The 14821-nt window shown below is 69.8% G+C and carries 19 protein-coding genes; 5 read left to right on the top strand and 14 right to left on the bottom strand.

The annotated features are described in order from the left end of the window. Positions 1-108 precede the first annotated feature (108 nt). From A6A25_RS46365 to A6A25_RS18905, 4 genes are all read right to left on the bottom strand, one after another. On the bottom strand, positions 109-1014 hold the full coding sequence (locus tag A6A25_RS46365; RefSeq protein ID WP_073891895.1) for a TIGR04222 domain-containing membrane protein: 906 nt from the start codon (positions 1012-1014) through the stop codon (positions 109-111). A 259-nt stretch (positions 1015-1273) separates the two neighbouring features. Next, positions 1274-1711, bottom strand: coding sequence for a peptide-methionine (R)-S-oxide reductase MsrB (gene msrB / locus A6A25_RS18915; protein WP_073891893.1), 438 nt, complete (start codon positions 1709-1711; stop codon positions 1274-1276). Positions 1712-1768: 57 nt separating this feature from the next. Continuing rightward, on the bottom strand, positions 1769-2083 hold the full coding sequence (locus A6A25_RS18910; protein WP_073891892.1) for a hypothetical protein: 315 nt from the start codon (positions 2081-2083) through the stop codon (positions 1769-1771). A 39-nt stretch (positions 2084-2122) separates the two neighbouring features. After that, positions 2123-3067, bottom strand: a complete 945-nt coding sequence (locus tag A6A25_RS18905) for an asparaginase (RefSeq protein ID WP_073891890.1) — start codon at positions 3065-3067, stop codon at positions 2123-2125. A 74-nt stretch (positions 3068-3141) separates the two neighbouring features. On the opposite strand from A6A25_RS18905, the gene A6A25_RS18900 reads away from it, so the two are divergent. After that, the gene (locus tag A6A25_RS18900; RefSeq protein ID WP_073891889.1) at positions 3142-3786 is read left to right on the top strand and encodes a GntR family transcriptional regulator; all 645 of its coding nucleotides are present in this window, start codon (positions 3142-3144) and stop codon (positions 3784-3786) included. A gap of 589 nt (positions 3787-4375) precedes the next feature. On the opposite strand, the gene A6A25_RS18895 is transcribed toward A6A25_RS18900, so the two are convergent. Then, on the bottom strand, positions 4376-5545 hold the full coding sequence (locus tag A6A25_RS18895) for an acyl-CoA dehydrogenase family protein (RefSeq protein WP_073891887.1): 1170 nt from the start codon (positions 5543-5545) through the stop codon (positions 4376-4378). A gap of 19 nt (positions 5546-5564) precedes the next feature. After that, positions 5565-6716, bottom strand: a complete 1152-nt coding sequence (locus A6A25_RS18890) for an acyl-CoA dehydrogenase family protein (RefSeq protein WP_073891886.1) — start codon at positions 6714-6716, stop codon at positions 5565-5567. A gap of 77 nt (positions 6717-6793) precedes the next feature. Here A6A25_RS18890 and A6A25_RS18885 point away from each other — a divergent pair, with 77 nt between their 5' ends. Beyond that, positions 6794-7408, top strand: coding sequence for a TetR/AcrR family transcriptional regulator (locus tag A6A25_RS18885; RefSeq protein WP_073891884.1), 615 nt, complete (start codon positions 6794-6796; stop codon positions 7406-7408). Here A6A25_RS18885 and A6A25_RS18880 read toward each other — a convergent pair. The 8 genes from A6A25_RS18880 to A6A25_RS18850 form a co-directional block, all read right to left on the bottom strand. Next, positions 7377-8111 carry an ESX secretion-associated protein EspG gene (locus A6A25_RS18880; protein ID WP_073891883.1) on the bottom strand — a complete coding sequence of 245 codons (735 nt, stop codon included), beginning with the start codon at positions 8109-8111 and terminating at the stop codon, positions 7377-7379. The two genes, A6A25_RS18885 and A6A25_RS18880, sit on opposite strands and share 32 nt — an antisense overlap. A gap of 6 nt (positions 8112-8117) precedes the next feature. Then, positions 8118-9320 (bottom strand): PPE domain-containing protein, encoded by a 1203-nt coding sequence (locus A6A25_RS18875; RefSeq protein WP_073891881.1) that lies wholly within the window; start codon positions 9318-9320, stop codon positions 8118-8120. A gap of 96 nt (positions 9321-9416) precedes the next feature. After that, complete coding sequence (locus tag A6A25_RS18870; protein WP_083668449.1) at positions 9417-9971, bottom strand: DUF3558 family protein; 555 nt, start codon at positions 9969-9971, stop codon at positions 9417-9419. A gap of 18 nt (positions 9972-9989) precedes the next feature. After that, positions 9990-10445, bottom strand: a complete 456-nt coding sequence (locus tag A6A25_RS18865; RefSeq protein ID WP_073891878.1) for a hypothetical protein — start codon at positions 10443-10445, stop codon at positions 9990-9992. Between the two features lie 97 nt (positions 10446-10542). After that, complete coding sequence (locus A6A25_RS18860) at positions 10543-10719, bottom strand: DUF397 domain-containing protein (protein WP_073891877.1); 177 nt, start codon at positions 10717-10719, stop codon at positions 10543-10545. Continuing rightward, the gene (locus A6A25_RS18855) at positions 10716-11570 is read right to left on the bottom strand and encodes a helix-turn-helix domain-containing protein (RefSeq protein ID WP_073891875.1); all 855 of its coding nucleotides are present in this window, start codon (positions 11568-11570) and stop codon (positions 10716-10718) included. Before A6A25_RS18855 ends, A6A25_RS18860 begins: the two co-directional genes overlap by 4 nt. 48 nt (positions 11571-11618) lie before the next feature. Next, on the bottom strand, positions 11619-11786 hold the full coding sequence (locus A6A25_RS44085) for a hypothetical protein (protein ID WP_158073758.1): 168 nt from the start codon (positions 11784-11786) through the stop codon (positions 11619-11621). An 82-nt stretch (positions 11787-11868) separates the two neighbouring features. Further along, on the bottom strand, positions 11869-12411 hold the full coding sequence (locus A6A25_RS18850; protein ID WP_073891873.1) for a DUF3558 family protein: 543 nt from the start codon (positions 12409-12411) through the stop codon (positions 11869-11871). Positions 12412-12575: 164 nt separating this feature from the next. Here A6A25_RS18850 and ligD point away from each other — a divergent pair, with 164 nt between their 5' ends. From ligD to A6A25_RS18840, 3 genes are all read left to right on the top strand, one after another. Next, positions 12576-13568: a non-homologous end-joining DNA ligase gene (gene ligD / locus A6A25_RS18845; RefSeq protein WP_073891872.1), complete on the top strand. Its 993-nt coding sequence runs from the start codon at positions 12576-12578 to the stop codon at positions 13566-13568. A 67-nt stretch (positions 13569-13635) separates the two neighbouring features. After that, the gene (locus tag A6A25_RS45580) at positions 13636-13791 is read left to right on the top strand and encodes a hypothetical protein (protein ID WP_241828786.1); all 156 of its coding nucleotides are present in this window, start codon (positions 13636-13638) and stop codon (positions 13789-13791) included. 40 nt (positions 13792-13831) lie between these two features. Then, positions 13832-14719, top strand: coding sequence for a phosphotransferase family protein (locus A6A25_RS18840; RefSeq protein ID WP_241828785.1), 888 nt, complete (start codon positions 13832-13834; stop codon positions 14717-14719). Positions 14720-14821: the final 102 nt, after the last annotated feature.

Genomic DNA, 14821 nt, shown 5'->3' with positions numbered 1-14821 from the left:
CACCCTAGGAGCCGTCCGGCCGAACCCGGCCGGGATCACGGAAGCGCAAGAACCTCGTCAACCCGGGCCGGCCTCAGCCGTGGCCCGGCCCTGAAACGAGCCCCGGGATCAGCCACCGCCACCACCGCCGCAGCCACCCCCGCCACCACCACAGCTGCTGCCACCGGAGCAACTGCCCCCGCCACCGCAGCCGCCGCCGGTCGTCGCCCCGAACGACCCCGCCGCGGAACCCCCGCTCGACGCCATGCGAGGACGCGGACGTGGACGCGCCGCGGCACGCAACGTCACGTCCGGGTGGCCGTCGAAACCATTGAGAGCGACCAGCTCGGCGGCTTTCGTCGAGCCGGTCCCTCCCCACCCCCCGGTGACCTCGCCTGCGCGAGCCCTGGCCACCGCGTCACGACCCTTCGCGGTGAGCGTCCTCGGAGCCGGCTGCACCAGTCCCCAGATCAGCAAGCCGGTCAACAAGAGCAGCAACGTCAACGGCCACACCGGCACGTTGGCCACCAGTTGACCCACCCAGCGCACCACGCCGACGACGAACAGCGACGCCATCGGCACGACGCCGGTCCGCAACCGCCTTCGCACCACGTCCGGCGCGACCAGGAAGTCCATTTCGGACAGTCGGCGGCCGATCGCGCGCGGCGCGTCGTCCTCCGACACCGACGTGATGAGCAGCGTCAACGTCCGGTAGCGGTAACGCGCGGCGTCGGCGAGCACGGCCCGGTCGACCGGGTGGTCTGCCACGGGAGAGCCGACGATCCGCACGGCGCCGTTGCGGGCGGGCACCAGGGCGCCAGAGTCGATGAGACCGGCCACGGACGCCTCGACGACCCGTCGAGGCCCGCCGGTCAGGTAAGCGATGTCCAGCACGCCGAGCACACCCGCGGGGGAGGCTCCCCGCGTCCCCCGCAGGCGCACTCGGACGTAGACCGCGAAGGCCAGCGACACGGCCAGCGCGATCCAGTACAGCTCAAGGAATTCCGGGCCTGAAAGCCCCCACGGTCGCTCCACGGTCCACCCCCTGTGGGCCTCGGTGGAACCAGGTCCACCAGCTTGGGGGCAATCGTGTGCGCCAGGACACACCCCAGCAAGAGGGCTTTAGCAAGCCTTAGGGTTGGCGAACGGTTGACACCGCGCGCACGGGGTCGGTCAGGAGGACGACGCGCCGTCCACGCCGCCGGAGCCCTCGCCGTCAGTGCCCTTGAAGATGCGCATGATTCCTCCTGGTGTTGGATCGGTCATCATTCGCCGGTAGCGCCCGGTAGCGCCCTCAGTCTGCTCGACCGTCCGGGCTTTCGACCAGACGCAAGCTCACCGAGTTGATGCAGTAGCGCTGATCGGTGGGCGTGTCGTACCCCTCGCCCTCGAACACGTGCCCGAGGTGGCTGTGGCACGTCGCGCACAGCACCTCCGTGCGGACCATGCCGTGGGTGCGGTCCTCGCGGAGGATGACCGCGTCACCGGCCAGCGGCGAGAAGAACGACGGCCAGCCGCAGTGCGACTCGAACTTCGTCTCGCTGCGGAACAACTCGGCCCCGCACGCGCGGCACTCGTAGACGCCCTCGGTCTTCGTGTCGGTGTACTCGCCGACCCACGCCGGTTCGGTGCCCGCGTCGCGCAGCACCGCGTACTCCTTCGGGGTCAGGATCTCCCGCCACTCAACCTCGGAGCGGACCACCTTCGGGGTGGCGCCGACGACAGGTTCCATACCTCCACGTTAGTCGACACCGCGGCGGCCGGGACGACGGCGGAACCCGCCGGTTCGTCAGGAGAAGAACACCCAGACGAGGGTGCCCAGGTAGTACCAGACGCTGATCAGCACGCCCAGCAGGATCAGGCCGACCACGACGACCGCGGTGAGCCGGCGCAGGCCACCGGCGCGATTCGCCGAGTCCGCGAACTGCCCGACACCCGCGACCGTGCCCTCGATGGTGAAGCTGGGTGGCTGCTGCTTCATCCGGCCGAGGTGCTCGGCGAACGCCCTGGTCTCGGGGTCGTCGGGGTCGAGGCCGATCAGTTCGTCGTCGAGGTCGCCCTGCGGGCGATCGTCGGGTGCGTCCGCGGCTCTGGCGCTGGCCATGCGACCCAGCGTATCGGGCGTTTCAAGCCGCTGGGCGGCTCAACTCGCCAACGCGGGTGCCGGTCGGACCGCGCCGACCGGCCGGCCGTGGCCGAGCACGGGGAACGTGGCCAGTTCGTCCGGCGCGGCCACTCCCAGCTTGCGCAACGCGGCCACCACGACCACCGCCCTGGCCCGGCTGGAACCGTCCGCGATCTTGCACGCCACGGCTTCGCCGGTCGGCAGGCCGATCGCGTAGACGCCTTCCGCGCCGTCCTTCGCCACCGCGCCCGGGATCGCCCGCATCAGCTTCGTGACGTCGCGGTCCGTGCCGCCGACCCACTCCGGGTGGCGGTTCATCGCCTGCGCGATCCGCTGCTCCGGACCGTCCTCGGCACGGGCCAGCGTGCTGAACGCCCTGGCCAGGCCGGTGAGGCTGATGCCGAACAGCGGCGCGCCGCAGCCGTCGACGCCTTCCGCGCCGATGCGCTCGCCCGCCAGCTCCTCCAGGGTGTCGCGGATGGCCCGCTGGAGGGGGTGGGTCGGGTCGAGGTAGTCGTGGGTCGACCAGCCGTTGACGACGCAGGTCGCGAGCATGGCGGCGTGCTTGCCCGAGCAGTTCATGTACTCCGGCGCCTTGGCCCGGCCCGCTCGCAGGTGTGCTTTGAGGGCGTCCTCGCCGATGGGCAGGTCGGGGGTGCACTGCAGGGCGGCCTCGGTCAGGCCGTGCGCGTGGAGGATGCGGTGGACGCCGTCGAGGTGGAAGACCTCGCCCGAGTGGCTGGCGCAGGCCAGGGCCAGCAGTTCGTCCTTCAGGTCGAGGCCGTGGCGCAGCATGGCCAACGCCTGGACCGGTTTGTTGGACGAGCGCGGGTAGGTGGTGTCGTGCGGGCGGCCGACGGCGAGCACTTCCCGGCCGGTGCGGTCGAGGGCGACCACGGAGCCGTGGTGCACGGACTCCAGGAACTCGCCACGCCAGACCTCGGCGACCAGTTCGTGTGCCATGCGTCCCTCCACCGGTGTGCTGCCAACTGTCGACAGTTAACATGGGTCGGGTCCTCTCGCGCTAGGAGACGTTCGTGACACCTCCCTTGCATCTGAGCTTGGCCGGTCAGGCGGTGGACGTGCTGCGGGAACTGGTGCTGACCGGCGACATCCCGCCCGGGGCGCGGGTGAACGAGGTGGAGCTGGCCCAGCGGCTGGGCATCTCGCGCGGGCCGCTGCGCGAGGCGATCCGGCACTTGGCGTCCGAAGGGCTGCTGGTGCTGGCGCCGCACCGGGGCGCTTCGGTCCCGACCGCCGATGCGGCCGACGTGCAGGCGCTGTTCGAGCTGCGGACCGCGCTGGAATGCGCGGCGGCCGAGCTGGCGGCGTCCCGGCGGACCGATGCGGACGTCGTGCGGCTGCGTGCCGTGTGCGAGGAGTCGCGGCGGGCGTACTCGGCGGGGGAACGCTTCCCGTACCGGTTGGACCTGGCGTTCCACCAGGCTTTGCTGGACGCGGCGCGCAGTCCCCGGATCGCCGAGCAGGTGAGGTTGGTGCAGCAGCGGGTGGTGTTGCTGCGCAGCGGCCTGCGCGACGACCCGCCGCACCAGCACGCGTCGCTGGACGACCACGACGCTTTGGTCACGGCCGTGGCCGCCGGTGACCCTTTGCGCGCGTCCGACGTGATGCGCAAACACCTGGCCCGCGTCTGCGCCCAGATGCTCACCAGCCTCGCCTGATCCGCCCTGGGGTTATCCACAGCTTCGGAGTTGTCCACAGCCGTTGGCTGGCGGGCTCGAAACGTCGTACCGGTGTGGCAGGGTAAAAGCAGGGGTCCCCTTGGCGGGGACCTCTGCGGAGCGTGGGGTGTGGGGCGCCGGAGGCGCTGAAAGCTTGAAAGATCAAGAGCTTGAAAGATCAAGAGCGTCCTCGCCGGACGGGCAGATCAGCAGGATGACATCCCCCGGTTCTGTGTCGCTCTTGTCCCGTGGGGAACTGCTGTCCCAGCGTGGTCCCGGGTTTCGTGTCATCCCGCCGACCTCCCTCCGGGCTACCACACGCGTCAAGGGGGCGGTTCCAGCCCGACGCGCCGGTCATGCCGGAAGGTGCCCCCTTGACCCGTGCGGTAGGGCAAAGCCAGGTCGGCGGGATGACACGAACCCCTACTTCTGCAAAGCGGCCGCACCCGCCCCGGCGCCGTTCGTCCCCGCGCTTGTCGGCGATCCCCGCACGTGCCACTGGCGGCGGTAGCCCTGCCGCTGATCCCGTAGCCGGCGGCCTGGTGGGACACGGTTCGTGACGTTCCGTTCGGCCGCCGGGTTCGGTGGGTCAGCCGAGTGTTCCGGTCACCTTCGCGTGGCCCTTGAGCAGGTTGCGGGCGATTGTGCGGCGCTGGATCTCGTCGGTGCCCTCGTAGATGCGCAGCAGTCGCAGTTCGCGGTACCAGCGCTCGATCGGCAGTTCGCGCGTGTAGCCCATGCCGCCGTGGATCTGCAGGACCCGGTCCACGATCTCGTTCGCCTTGATGCCGCCGTAGAGCTTCGCCATCGACTGCGCCTGCCGCGAGTCGGCGCCCTGGTCGACCAGCCACGCGGCGTGCAGCACGAGCCAGCGCAGAGCCTCGATCTCGACCGCCGAGTCCGCGATCATCCACTGGATGGCCTGGTACTCGGCGATCGGCTGGCCGAACGTGACCCGCGTCTTGGCCTGCTCGATCGCCATCTCCACCAGCCGCTCGCACGAGCCCAGCGCCCGCGCCGGCAGCAGGTAGCGCCCCTGGCCGATCCACTGCATGGCCAGGTTGAACCCGCGACCGACCTCGCCGAGCACGTTCTCCTCGGGGACGCGCACGTTGTCGAACACGAGCGCCGCCGGACCCCACTGGCCCATGGTCGGGATCGGCTCGGACTTCCAGCCCATGTCCCGGTCGACCAGGAAGCACGTGACGCCGCCGTCCGCGCCCTTCTCCCGGTCGGTCACCGCGAACACCATCACGAAGTCCGCTTCGTTGCCCTGCGTGATGAACGTCTTCTCACCGTTGATCACCCACTCGCTGCCCTCCTTGCGGGCGGACGTGCGGATGGCCTTGGCGTCGGAACCCGCGCCCGGTTCGGTGATCGCGAAGCACGACACGCGCTCACCGGAGATCGTCGGCAGCAGGTAGCGCTGCTTCTGCTCCTCGTTGCCGTGGAACAGGATGTTGTCCGCGTACCCGCCGAACCGGAACGGCACGAACGTGCGGCCCAGCTCGGCCTCCAGCAACGCCGTCATGAGCGCGCCGAGGCCCATGCCGCCGTACTCCTGCGGCGTGAGCACGCCGAAGAAGCCCGCCGCCTTGGCCTTGCCCTGCAGTTCCTTCAGCTCGTCCCGGGTCAGGCCGGGCTGCCCCAGGCGTTCGCGGCGCAGCACCTCCGGCTCCAGCGGCGCCACCTCCTTGCGCACGAAGGTCCGCACCCAGTCGCGGATCTCCTTCTGCTCCTCGTCAAGCGTGAAGTCCATGACGTCCTCCCTCTACCGTCTACGCGAACGCGTTGATGCCGGTCAGCGCCCGGCCGATGAGCAACTTCTGGATCTGGCTGGTGCCCTCGTAGAGGGTCGTGACGCGGGTGTCCCGCAAGTACTTGCCGACCGGGTACTCGTCGATGTAGCCGTACCCGCCGAAGACCTGGATGGCGTTGTTGGCGACGCGCACCGCGGCCTCGCTGGCGTACAGCTTCGCCATGGACGCCTCCGTGCCGAACGGCTCGCCGCGGTCGGCGAGGTCGGCGCAGCGCCACGTGAGCAGGCGTGCCGCGTCGGTCTCCACCGCCATGTCGGCCAGGAGTTCCTGCACGAGCTGGAAACCGGCGATGGGCTTGCCGAACTGCTCGCGTTCCTTGGCGTACTTGACGCTGACCTCCAGCGCGCCACGCGCGGCGCCGACACACCCGGCGGCGACGGACATCCGGCCGCGGTCGAGGGCGGCCATGGCCAGCTTGAAACCCGCGCCCTCGTCGCCGAGGCGGTTGGCGTCGGGCACGCGCACCTGGTCGAGCGTGAGTTCGGCGGTGGCCTGGCCGCGCATGCCGAGCTTGCCGTGGATCTCGGTGGCGGTGAAGCCGGGCGAGTCGGTCGGCACGAGGAACGCCGTGATGCCCTTCGGGCCGGGCCCGCCGGTGCGGGCGAACACCAGCGCCACGTCGGCCCACGTCCCGTTGGTGATGAACACCTTGCGCCCGGTGATCAGCCAGTCGTCGCCGTCGCGGACGGCCTTCGTGGCCAGCGACGCGGCGTCGGAGCCGGTGCCCGGTTCGGTCAGGCCGAAGCAGCCCAGTTCACGGCCGGAGCACAGGCCGGGCAGCCACCGCCGCTTCTGCTCCTCGGTGCCGTGCTTGAAGACGGTCTTGCCGACCAGCCCGAGCGAGACGGAGATGATGCCGCGCACGGCCGAGTCACCGCGGGCGATCTCCTCCAGCACCAGGCAGTACGCCAAGTGGTCGCCGCCCGAGCCGCCGTACGCTTCGTCGATGCCGAGGCCGAGGAACCCGACGTCGCCCAGAGCGGGCACCAGGTCGCGGTCGATGGCCTCGTCCCGGTCCCACCGCGTGGCGTGCGGGACGATCCGTTCCTCGGTGAACCGGTGTGCCAGGTCCTTGAGCTGCCGGTGCTCGTCGGAGATGCGCAGATCCACCGGGGTGACCTCCTAACCGAACGGTGTTAGGTTATCTAACCTAGGCGCGGAATCGACCACAGGCAAGGGGAGCGGACATGCCGAGGAGCCCGATCCTGAGTGCCTCGCGCATCCGGACCGCCGCACTGCACATCATCGACCGGGACGGACTCGACGGCCTGTCGATGCGCAAACTGGCCTCTGAGCTGGGAGTTCAGGCCGCGTCGCTGTACGGGCACGTGAGCACGAAGGACGACCTGCTGCACGAGGTGGCCGCCGGGATCCTGGAGCAGGTCGACGTCTCCGGGTTCGAGGGCGGCGACTGGCGGCACGGCCTGCGCAGCTGTGCCCGTTCCTACCGGGCGGCGCTGGCCGCGCACCCCAACATCGTGCCGTTCCTGGCGTACGGGCCGGCGCACCGCGAGGCGTCGCTGCGCCGGCTGGACGTGGTGCACGGCGGCCTGGTGGCGGCGGGCTGGTCACGGCGCGAGGCGACGATGATCGCGGCGTCGTTGATGTACCTGGTGTTCGGCGCGGCGCTGAGCTCGTTCTCCAGCGGGTTCTCCGAGGACCAGACGTTCTACCGGGACCGCTACCCGAACCTGGACAAGGCCCACCTGCTGCCGTCCGTGGCCCGGGAACTGGACCACGACAGCTTCGAGCTGGCGCTGGAGGCGTTCGTCACCGGGTTGGGTGCGCGAGTGCCTGGCTGAGCCTGCGCATCAGACCGGAGTGGTCAGCAGGCGCGACCGTGAGCCACTCCGTGCCCATGCTCGCGTACCGGCCGCGCGCGGTGTCGATCCACGTCACGGCGGGCAACGCCCCCGCGTTCTCGCGAGTGGCGGCGAAGTGGCCGGTGCCGGTGATCGGCCCGGCCAGCATCTCCTTCAGCGCTCGCACGTCGTCGCTGCCGCTGCCGCTGCGCATGGTCTGCGTGATGCCACTGCCCCGGCTCGGGGCCCGCATCGCCGCCGCCGGCACGGTGACCGGACGACCCGGCCCCGGTGGAGACGGCGGCAGCACGCTCGCCGCCGCGCCCGCCAGGCTCACGTCGCGCAGCACGTCCAGCCGGACCCCATCAGGCCGCTGTACGGCCAGCACCGCGTACCGGCCACGTGCGGTGACCAGGGCGCGCAGGAGGTCACCGGCGACGAGGTCGGGCAGGCCCATGACGGTGATCGATGTCTCCGGCCGGGCGAGCAGCCGCAGCGCGTCCTCCAGTACCGGCTCCGGCCTGCCCCGGCGAATCAGGCCCCGGCGTTCGAGCGCGGTGTGCGAGTCGGCGCGGACGCGGGCTCGGTCATCCAACGTCAGGCCGTGGTGGCCGACCTCCAACGGGTACGGGGCCGCGCCGACACGGAGGTCCTCCCACAGCACGTCGAACTCCGGGAGGGAGAGTGTCGCGAGGGTGCTCATCCGCCCTTATTCGCCGATCGTGGGTGGTGCGACGAGCCGTTCGTCGTCGTTGAACGGGTCGTCGGTGGGAATCAAGTACTTGGCCTTGTGCTCCTGGTCCTCGTCGCCCTGGCCGCCGGCTCCCATGCCCGCGCCGCCCATCGCACCGGCCGGACCGCGTCCGCCCTGGGTTCCGCCGCCCACCTGACCTGCTCCGCCGGTCGGACCGAACCCGGACTGGCCGCCAGGGCCCATCGGCCCGAAACCGCCAAGTCCACCACGGCCCGGCATCCCACCGGGGCCGCCCGGCATCCCACCGGGCATGCCGGGACGCCCACCACCCGTGGCGCCCGGCCCGCCGGGTCCACGCCCGGGAATGCCTTCGCCCGGCGGTCGGGTTCCGGGCGGCAACGGCCGCGGCCCGGGCGGCGGAACCGGCCGACCGGGCGGCACAGTCGGCCGACCGATCGGAGGTCGTGCACCCGGCGGCATCCATCCGGATGAGGGAGGGGGCGAGACGGGTGGGCCCGAGGGCGGCAGGTTCACCGGCGGTGCGGTCGGTGGTGGCGGGCTGACGGTCGGCGGCGCGGTCCAGGACGTGTGCGTCGTGCCGCCGGTGTCGGGCCTGCCGGTGCCGGGGACGTCGGTGGGACCGAGCCTAGTGCTCGGATCGACCGTCCGTGTGGTGACCGACGACGTCTGGGTGGTGCTGGTGGCGGTGCCCTGGTCCTGAGTGACAGTCGGCATCTCGGCGAACGCGGGCATGGCGCCGGTCGCCGAGCGCAGCGCGTCGTCACGTGACTGCATCACCTGCACGGCCTCAGCCTTCGCGCCGTCCGACTTCGCCTTCTGCATCGGCATCGTCACCGGGAGCGCCGCCAGGTCCAGGATGTTGCCTGCGCTGAGGGCGTCGGTGAACATTTTCTTCGGGTCGTACGCGACCGGATCGGGCATCCGGGTCTTCGCCTCGGACGCGGCCGTGGTCTGGGTGTGCAGGGCGGTGCCTGTGGCGGTGAAGTGGTCACCGGTCATGTCGCTGAACTTGCCCACCTTGGCCAGCGCGGCCCGAGCACCCTCGCCCGCACTTCCCGTCCAGCCGGCCTCCGAGCCGCTGACGATGACCTGGAAGTCGACCGCCAAGTCGGTCAGGGTCGCCCCGATGGCCTTCCACTTGTCGGCAACCTCACCGGCCAGTCCTGGATCGAAGCGGTCCTCGACCTGCCGTTTCATGTCCTCATGCTGGTGCGCAGGGTAGTTCGCGGTCGGTTGAGGCACCTGAGGTTTCTCGCGGGTCATGCTCATCCCCCTTGGGACGGTCAACGCGGGTCAAGGCAGCTTGGGCGCGATCAACTCGGCGGCCCGGGTGGCGCGAGTACATGCTGCGGCTGTGTCGGTCGAGCTGGCCGTGAGGTTCGCGATTATCTGCACGCTGGACGACTCGGAGACGTCGATCACCACGTGGCAGATGTTCTCCGCGCCGTTGTGTGCTTTGACCAGCTGCGCGTCGTACTTGCCGGCCTTGGTCGGCGAAACGTCCTCGCCCCGGTAGTCCAGGTCGGCGAACCCCTTTTCGGGATTGAGCGCGGCGAGCAGACCACCGTTGCCGCTCACCTTCCAACCGCAGGTTTCGGCACCGCCGACGCGCTTCCCCTCACCGGGGTCGGTCAGGCCGAGCTGCGTCACTTCGGCGGAGGAAAGGAGGTCGCACGGATCGACATTCGCCAGGACGCTTGCCGTCGTTGCAGACGTGGTTGACGTGGACTCGGACGCTGTGGTAAGCCCAGGTGTCGGTGTGCCGGTCGCGCCATCGGAGCAGCTGGCGGTCAGCAGGGCGAGACCGGCAAGGAAGGCCACCGGGATTCGGGTCAGAGCGCGATTCATCTTAGGTGCGTCATCCTGTTAGAGGTTGTTGAACGTCTGGGATTCGGCTTCTTCGACGTTCTGGTACGAAGCCCGGCTCTTCTCGACTTGGACTTTGAGATCCTCTATCGCTTTCACCATTTCGGGGATCACGTCGTTGACGACCTGTTGACCCACTTCCGCGTTCACGTTGCCGATTTCCTCGGCATACCCCCCGCCCAGTGGTGTCTGTGTAGTCAACAGGTCCGCCTCCTGCTGGATCTGATCCAAGGCGTCCTGCATGTCGGTGAGCTTCTTCAGCATGGAGTCGACCGCGTGGGGGTCGACCGAGAGCGCCTGCGCCTGGCTCGCCGCCGCCAGGGCTTTGGTGGCGGCCATGATGTCGCTCATGCCCATGGTGAGCAGGCTGGCGAGGACGCCGCCGTTCTGCTCGCGGTACTGCTCGAAGGCGTACTGGCCGACGTCTCCTGTCGGACCCCCGTTGTCGCCGGTCACAGCACAAACCTCCCCGATTGCGCTCCGTGGTCAGCACAGGACTGTATCGGAGCGCCACCGGGGTCGGGATGCGTTCGACTACTTACACGCGAACGGGCTAAGGCTTCAGCGCCCGCAGTAGTGCGGTGAAGGCGCTCGTGGAGAACGAAAGCGCTGGTCCGGAGGGTTGCTTCGAGTCGCGGATACCTACCTCCGCGGTGGTTATCGCCACCTCGACACAGTTCTCCTGACTGCCGCTGTGGGTGCTCTTGCGCCAGCTCTGCTGTGTGGTCACTCGGCGTCCACCTTCGGGTCCAGCCGCCTCGCCAGTCGGGTGATCAGGCGGGCCGATTCTTCCGCAGTCAGCGCTCGGTCGGCCAGGGTCCGGATGGCTTGCTCGTAGGCTTCGATCTCGTCCTTCTCCTCCAGGAAGAGGCTGGACGTCAGGTTCTCCAAGAACACCACCTTGTTGCCGCTGGAGCGCCTGACCAGTTCGAATCCCCCGTTGACCCCCGGATGGACTCCAACGTTCGGTAGGACGCGAAGGGTGATATTCGGTATCTGTGCCGCTTCCACCAGGTGGTCGAGCTGGCGGCGTAGGATGTTCGGGCCTCCGACGACTTGGTGAAGCACCAGTTCGCCGATGAAGGCGGTCAGCTGTGGCGGTCCGTGCTTCAACAGTACCGCGTGGCGTTGCATGCGGGTCACCATGCGGTTCTCGACCTCGTCTACCGGGACCATGGCGCACTCGATCATGAGGGCTCGGGTGTACTCGCCGGTCTGGAGCAGGCCGGGCACGTTCATGCCTTCGAAGCTGACGATGAGGTCTGCCTTGGACTCCAGGTTGATGAGGGTCTGCTGCCGTTGTGCGAAGCCGGGTTTGTCGCGCTGCCACCAGCCGCGTCGGTCGACCTCCCGGGCGAGGGCCAGCAGCTCGACACGTCGTCGTCCGACGCACTGGTAGACGGCGAGCAGTCCGGCCACGTCCTCGACGGCGCAGCCGCTCTTGCCCGTCTCCATCCGGCTGACCTTCGCCGCCGACGCCGCGATGTGCTCGCCCGCGTCTTCGAGGCTCAGCCCGGCTTTTGTCCGCAAGGCGCGCAGCTGACCGCCCAGTTCCTCCGCGCGCACCGTCATGTCGACCATGTCCCGATGGTGGCGAGAGGGTCCGACGAAAACGGGGTGTCCGCGCGGTCAGTCACCCGACGGTGCGACATCTTGCGCCGGTGGCAAAGCCGATCGGCTCAACTCCCGGGCGAACAGGCCCACGTTCACCAACGCCTGGCGGCTGATTTCGTCGGGCCAGAGCCCGGCGAGTTCCACAATCTCCCTGCCGACCTGATCCAGGTTCCCCTCAGTCATGCCGCGATGGTGGCTTGGCCTCGGCGTCGAGCACAGCGGTTGCGATCACAGCAAACACGTTCGTATTACCTCACGACGGGCCTCAGGGCAGTTTGGGCGCGATCAGCTCGGCGACCTCGGTGGCCAGCGCGCAGGCTGCCGCCGTGTCGGTCGAGGTCGCCTCCATGGTGGCGATGACCTGGACGCTGGACGACGTCGACGTCTCGATCACGACGTGGCAGGCGTGCGCGGCGTTCTGCGGTGCCTCGACCTTGGCTCCCTCGTACTTGCCGATCTTCGTCGGCTTGACCTGGTCGCTCTGGTAGCCCAAGTCGTCGATGCCCTGGCCGGGGTGGATCCCCGCACTGGCCTGCCCCTTGGCGCCACCGCGCCAGCTGCACACGTCGGCGTCACCCGACCGGTCCTCCGCGCCGGGGTACTCGAGCCCCAACCGCCCGACTTCGTCCGAGGTCAGCAGTTCGCAGGGCGGCAGGTCGGCGAGCGCCCGGTTCAGGTCGTCGCCCGATGGTGTGGTGACGGCGGCGGCGGTGGACGTGGGCTCGGGTGTGCCGGTGGTGCAGGCCGTCGCCAGCAGCGCGAGGCCGGTGGCACAGCCGATCAAGAAGCGGGTGGTTGCGCGATTCATGACTGCCTGCGTCCTCGGAGGTCGTCGATCGAGCACCAATGGTAGGTGTGGATCACCGCGCCCACTTCGTCCGAACGGTGTACCTGACGGCGTCGGTTCGGTAGTTCGGTTCGCCTGCTCGAGGTTCCCGGTGGCGTGGCGGCCCCGTTGTTACCCTCACCCGTATGGCCCAGGCTGTGGAACTGACCGTCGGCGATCGCGTGGTGCGGGTGTCCAACCCGGGCAAGGTCTACTTCCCCGAACGCGGGATCACCAAGATCCAGGTGGTCGAGTACTACCTGGCCGTCGCCGAGCCGCTGTTGCGCGTGCTGCGGGACCGGCCCACCACGTTGAAGCGGTACGTCGACGGGGTGACGGGGGAGGCGTTCTACCAGAAGCGGTTGCCCAAGGGCGCGCCCGAGTGGGTCGAGACGGCGCGCATCAAGTTCCCGTCCGGGAGGCCTGCGGACGAGGTGTGCCCGACCGAGCCCGCCGTGCTGGCGTGGGCGGCGAACCTGGGCACGTTCGACTTCCACCCGTGGCCCGTGCGCCGCTCGGACACCGACCGGCCGGACGAGCTGCGCGTCGACCTGGACCCGCAGCCGGGCACCGACTTCCGGGACGCGGTCGAGGTCGCGATGGTGCTGCGGGAGGTGCTGGACGAGCTGGGGCTCACGGGGTACCCGAAGACGTCCGGCGGCCGCGGCATCCACGTGGCCGTGCGCATCCGGCCCGAGTGGGACTTCGTGGACGTGCGGCACGCCGTGATCGCGCTGGCCCGCGAGGTGGAACGGCGCGTGCCGGACAAGGCGACCACGTCGTGGTGGAAGGAAGAACGCGGCGAACGGGTCTTCCTGGACTTCAACCAGGCCGCCCGGGACCGCACCATCGCCTCCGCCTGGTCCGTCCGCGGCACCCCGCGCGCCACCGTCTCGACCCCCGTGACCTGGGACCACTTGTCCACTGTGGACCCTGATGACTTCGACGTGCTGACCGTGCCGGGGTACTTGGCGGACAACGGCGACCCGCACGCGTCCCTGGACGACGAGGCGTTCGGCATCGAGCGCCTGCTGGAGTGGTACGAGTCCGACGACCGGGGCGAGATGCCGTACCCGCCGGACTACCCGAAGATGCCCGGCGAACCACCGCGCGTGCAGCCGTCGCGCAAGCGCAACTGACGCGACCGTCCGGGTTCATCCGACGGGGGTATCGCGTGACCGGTGGTCCAGGGGGAGTGTGGGTCGGGTGAACGCACGACGCCTTGAAGTGCAGTTGCCCGCCGACGTGTCGGCGCGTGATTCCGCGGCCGTCGCCCATGCCATCGGGGCGGTGTTGGACGAGGCGGGGGTGGACGCGGAGGTCGAGCTCCAGGCCGAGGAGCCGGACGAGGACGGTCGATAATCAAGTCGCCCGCGCCGGGCGGACGACTAGCCTGCCGGCCGTGAGCTTTCCGCCGGCGGTGACCGAAGAGCAGTTCGAGGCGTTGGACGACGACGCGTTGCGGCCGGGGTTGGAGGCGTTGTTGGGGCACCTCGGGGTGTCCGGTGACGTGGAGCGGTTCGCGGACGGGTCGTTGCCGGTGTACGCGGTGGGGGACCGGTACGTGGTGAAGTTGTTCCCCGCGGTCCACTTGGACGAGGTGGCGACCGAACGGGACGTGTTGGAGGCCGTGCGGGGGCGGTTGCCGGTGCCGACGCCCGAGTTGCACGCGGCGGGGGAGTTCGGCGGCTGGGGGTACGTCCTCATGGAACGGCTGCGTGGCGTGAGCCTGAAGGACGTGTGGCCGGGCCTCGACGCGGCTGCCCGGCGTGAGGTGTCACGGCAGGTCGGGGAGGCGTTGGCCGCCCTGCACGAGGTCACGCCGCCGCCGTTGGGGCCGGACGATTGGGCGGAGTTCGTACGCACGCAGCGCAGCGGGTGCGTCGAGCGGCAGCGCGGTCGTGGGCTGGCCCCGCACTGGCTGGAGCAGATCCCGGACTTCCTCGACTCCGTCGACCTGGGGCAACCGGAGTTGGTGCTGGCGCACACCGAGGTGATGAGCGCGCACCTGCTGATAGACGACGGCCGCCTCACCGGCCTGTTCGACTTCGAACCGGCCATGCGCGCCGCCCGTGAGTACGAGTTCGTCGCCACCGGGGTCTTCCTCACCCGCGGCGAACGCGAGGCCAACCGGGCGCTGCACGACGGCTACGGCCGCGCGGTCGACCCGCGGAAGGTGCTCGCCTACACGCTCCTGCACGTGTACTCGAACCTCGCCTGGTACCTGCGCGAGGTGCCGACGCGGGCCACCACGCTGGACGAACTGGCCGACCACTGGTTCGGTGCCTGAGCCGCCCTGAGCTCGCGAGACCTTCGGCCAACCGGCTGTTTCCGACGACGCATCGGCCGCGATCCGACTGGTCCTCTCGTACCATGGACGGCAACGCCGAAG

The organism is Saccharothrix sp. CB00851, assembly GCF_001905065.1.
Taxonomy (GTDB): domain Bacteria; phylum Actinomycetota; class Actinomycetes; order Mycobacteriales; family Pseudonocardiaceae; genus Actinosynnema.
The sequence above is the reverse complement of the archived record's forward strand: the minus strand, read 5'-3'. Positions and strand labels throughout refer to the sequence as shown.

What these genes read in the sequence shown, in the direction of transcription:
- A6A25_RS18850 (WP_073891873.1), bottom strand. Translation starts at nt 12,411, where the DNA reads ATGAATCGCGCAACCACCCGCTTCTTGATCGGCTGTGCCACCGGCCTC.
- A6A25_RS18885 (WP_073891884.1), top strand. Translation starts at nt 6,794, where the DNA reads ATGCCGAGGAGCCCGATCCTGAGTGCCTCGCGCATCCGGACCGCCGCA.
- A6A25_RS18905 (WP_073891890.1), bottom strand. Translation starts at nt 3,067, where the DNA reads ATGGCACACGAACTGGTCGCCGAGGTCTGGCGTGGCGAGTTCCTGGAG.
- A6A25_RS18870 (WP_083668449.1), bottom strand. Translation starts at nt 9,971, where the DNA reads ATGAATCGCGCTCTGACCCGAATCCCGGTGGCCTTCCTTGCCGGTCTC.
- A6A25_RS18880 (WP_073891883.1), bottom strand. Translation starts at nt 8,111, where the DNA reads ATGAGCACCCTCGCGACACTCTCCCTCCCGGAGTTCGACGTGCTGTGG.
- A6A25_RS18875 (WP_073891881.1), bottom strand. Translation starts at nt 9,320, where the DNA reads ATGAAACGGCAGGTCGAGGACCGCTTCGATCCAGGACTGGCCGGTGAG.
- A6A25_RS18910 (WP_073891892.1), bottom strand. Translation starts at nt 2,083, where the DNA reads ATGGCCAGCGCCAGAGCCGCGGACGCACCCGACGATCGCCCGCAGGGC.
- A6A25_RS44085 (WP_158073758.1), bottom strand. Translation starts at nt 11,786, where the DNA reads ATGACTGAGGGGAACCTGGATCAGGTCGGCAGGGAGATTGTGGAACTC.
- msrB (WP_073891893.1), bottom strand. Translation starts at nt 1,711, where the DNA reads ATGGAACCTGTCGTCGGCGCCACCCCGAAGGTGGTCCGCTCCGAGGTT.
- ligD (WP_073891872.1), top strand. Translation starts at nt 12,576, where the DNA reads ATGGCCCAGGCTGTGGAACTGACCGTCGGCGATCGCGTGGTGCGGGTG.
- A6A25_RS18895 (WP_073891887.1), bottom strand. Translation starts at nt 5,545, where the DNA reads ATGGACTTCACGCTTGACGAGGAGCAGAAGGAGATCCGCGACTGGGTG.
- A6A25_RS18855 (WP_073891875.1), bottom strand. Translation starts at nt 11,570, where the DNA reads ATGGTCGACATGACGGTGCGCGCGGAGGAACTGGGCGGTCAGCTGCGC.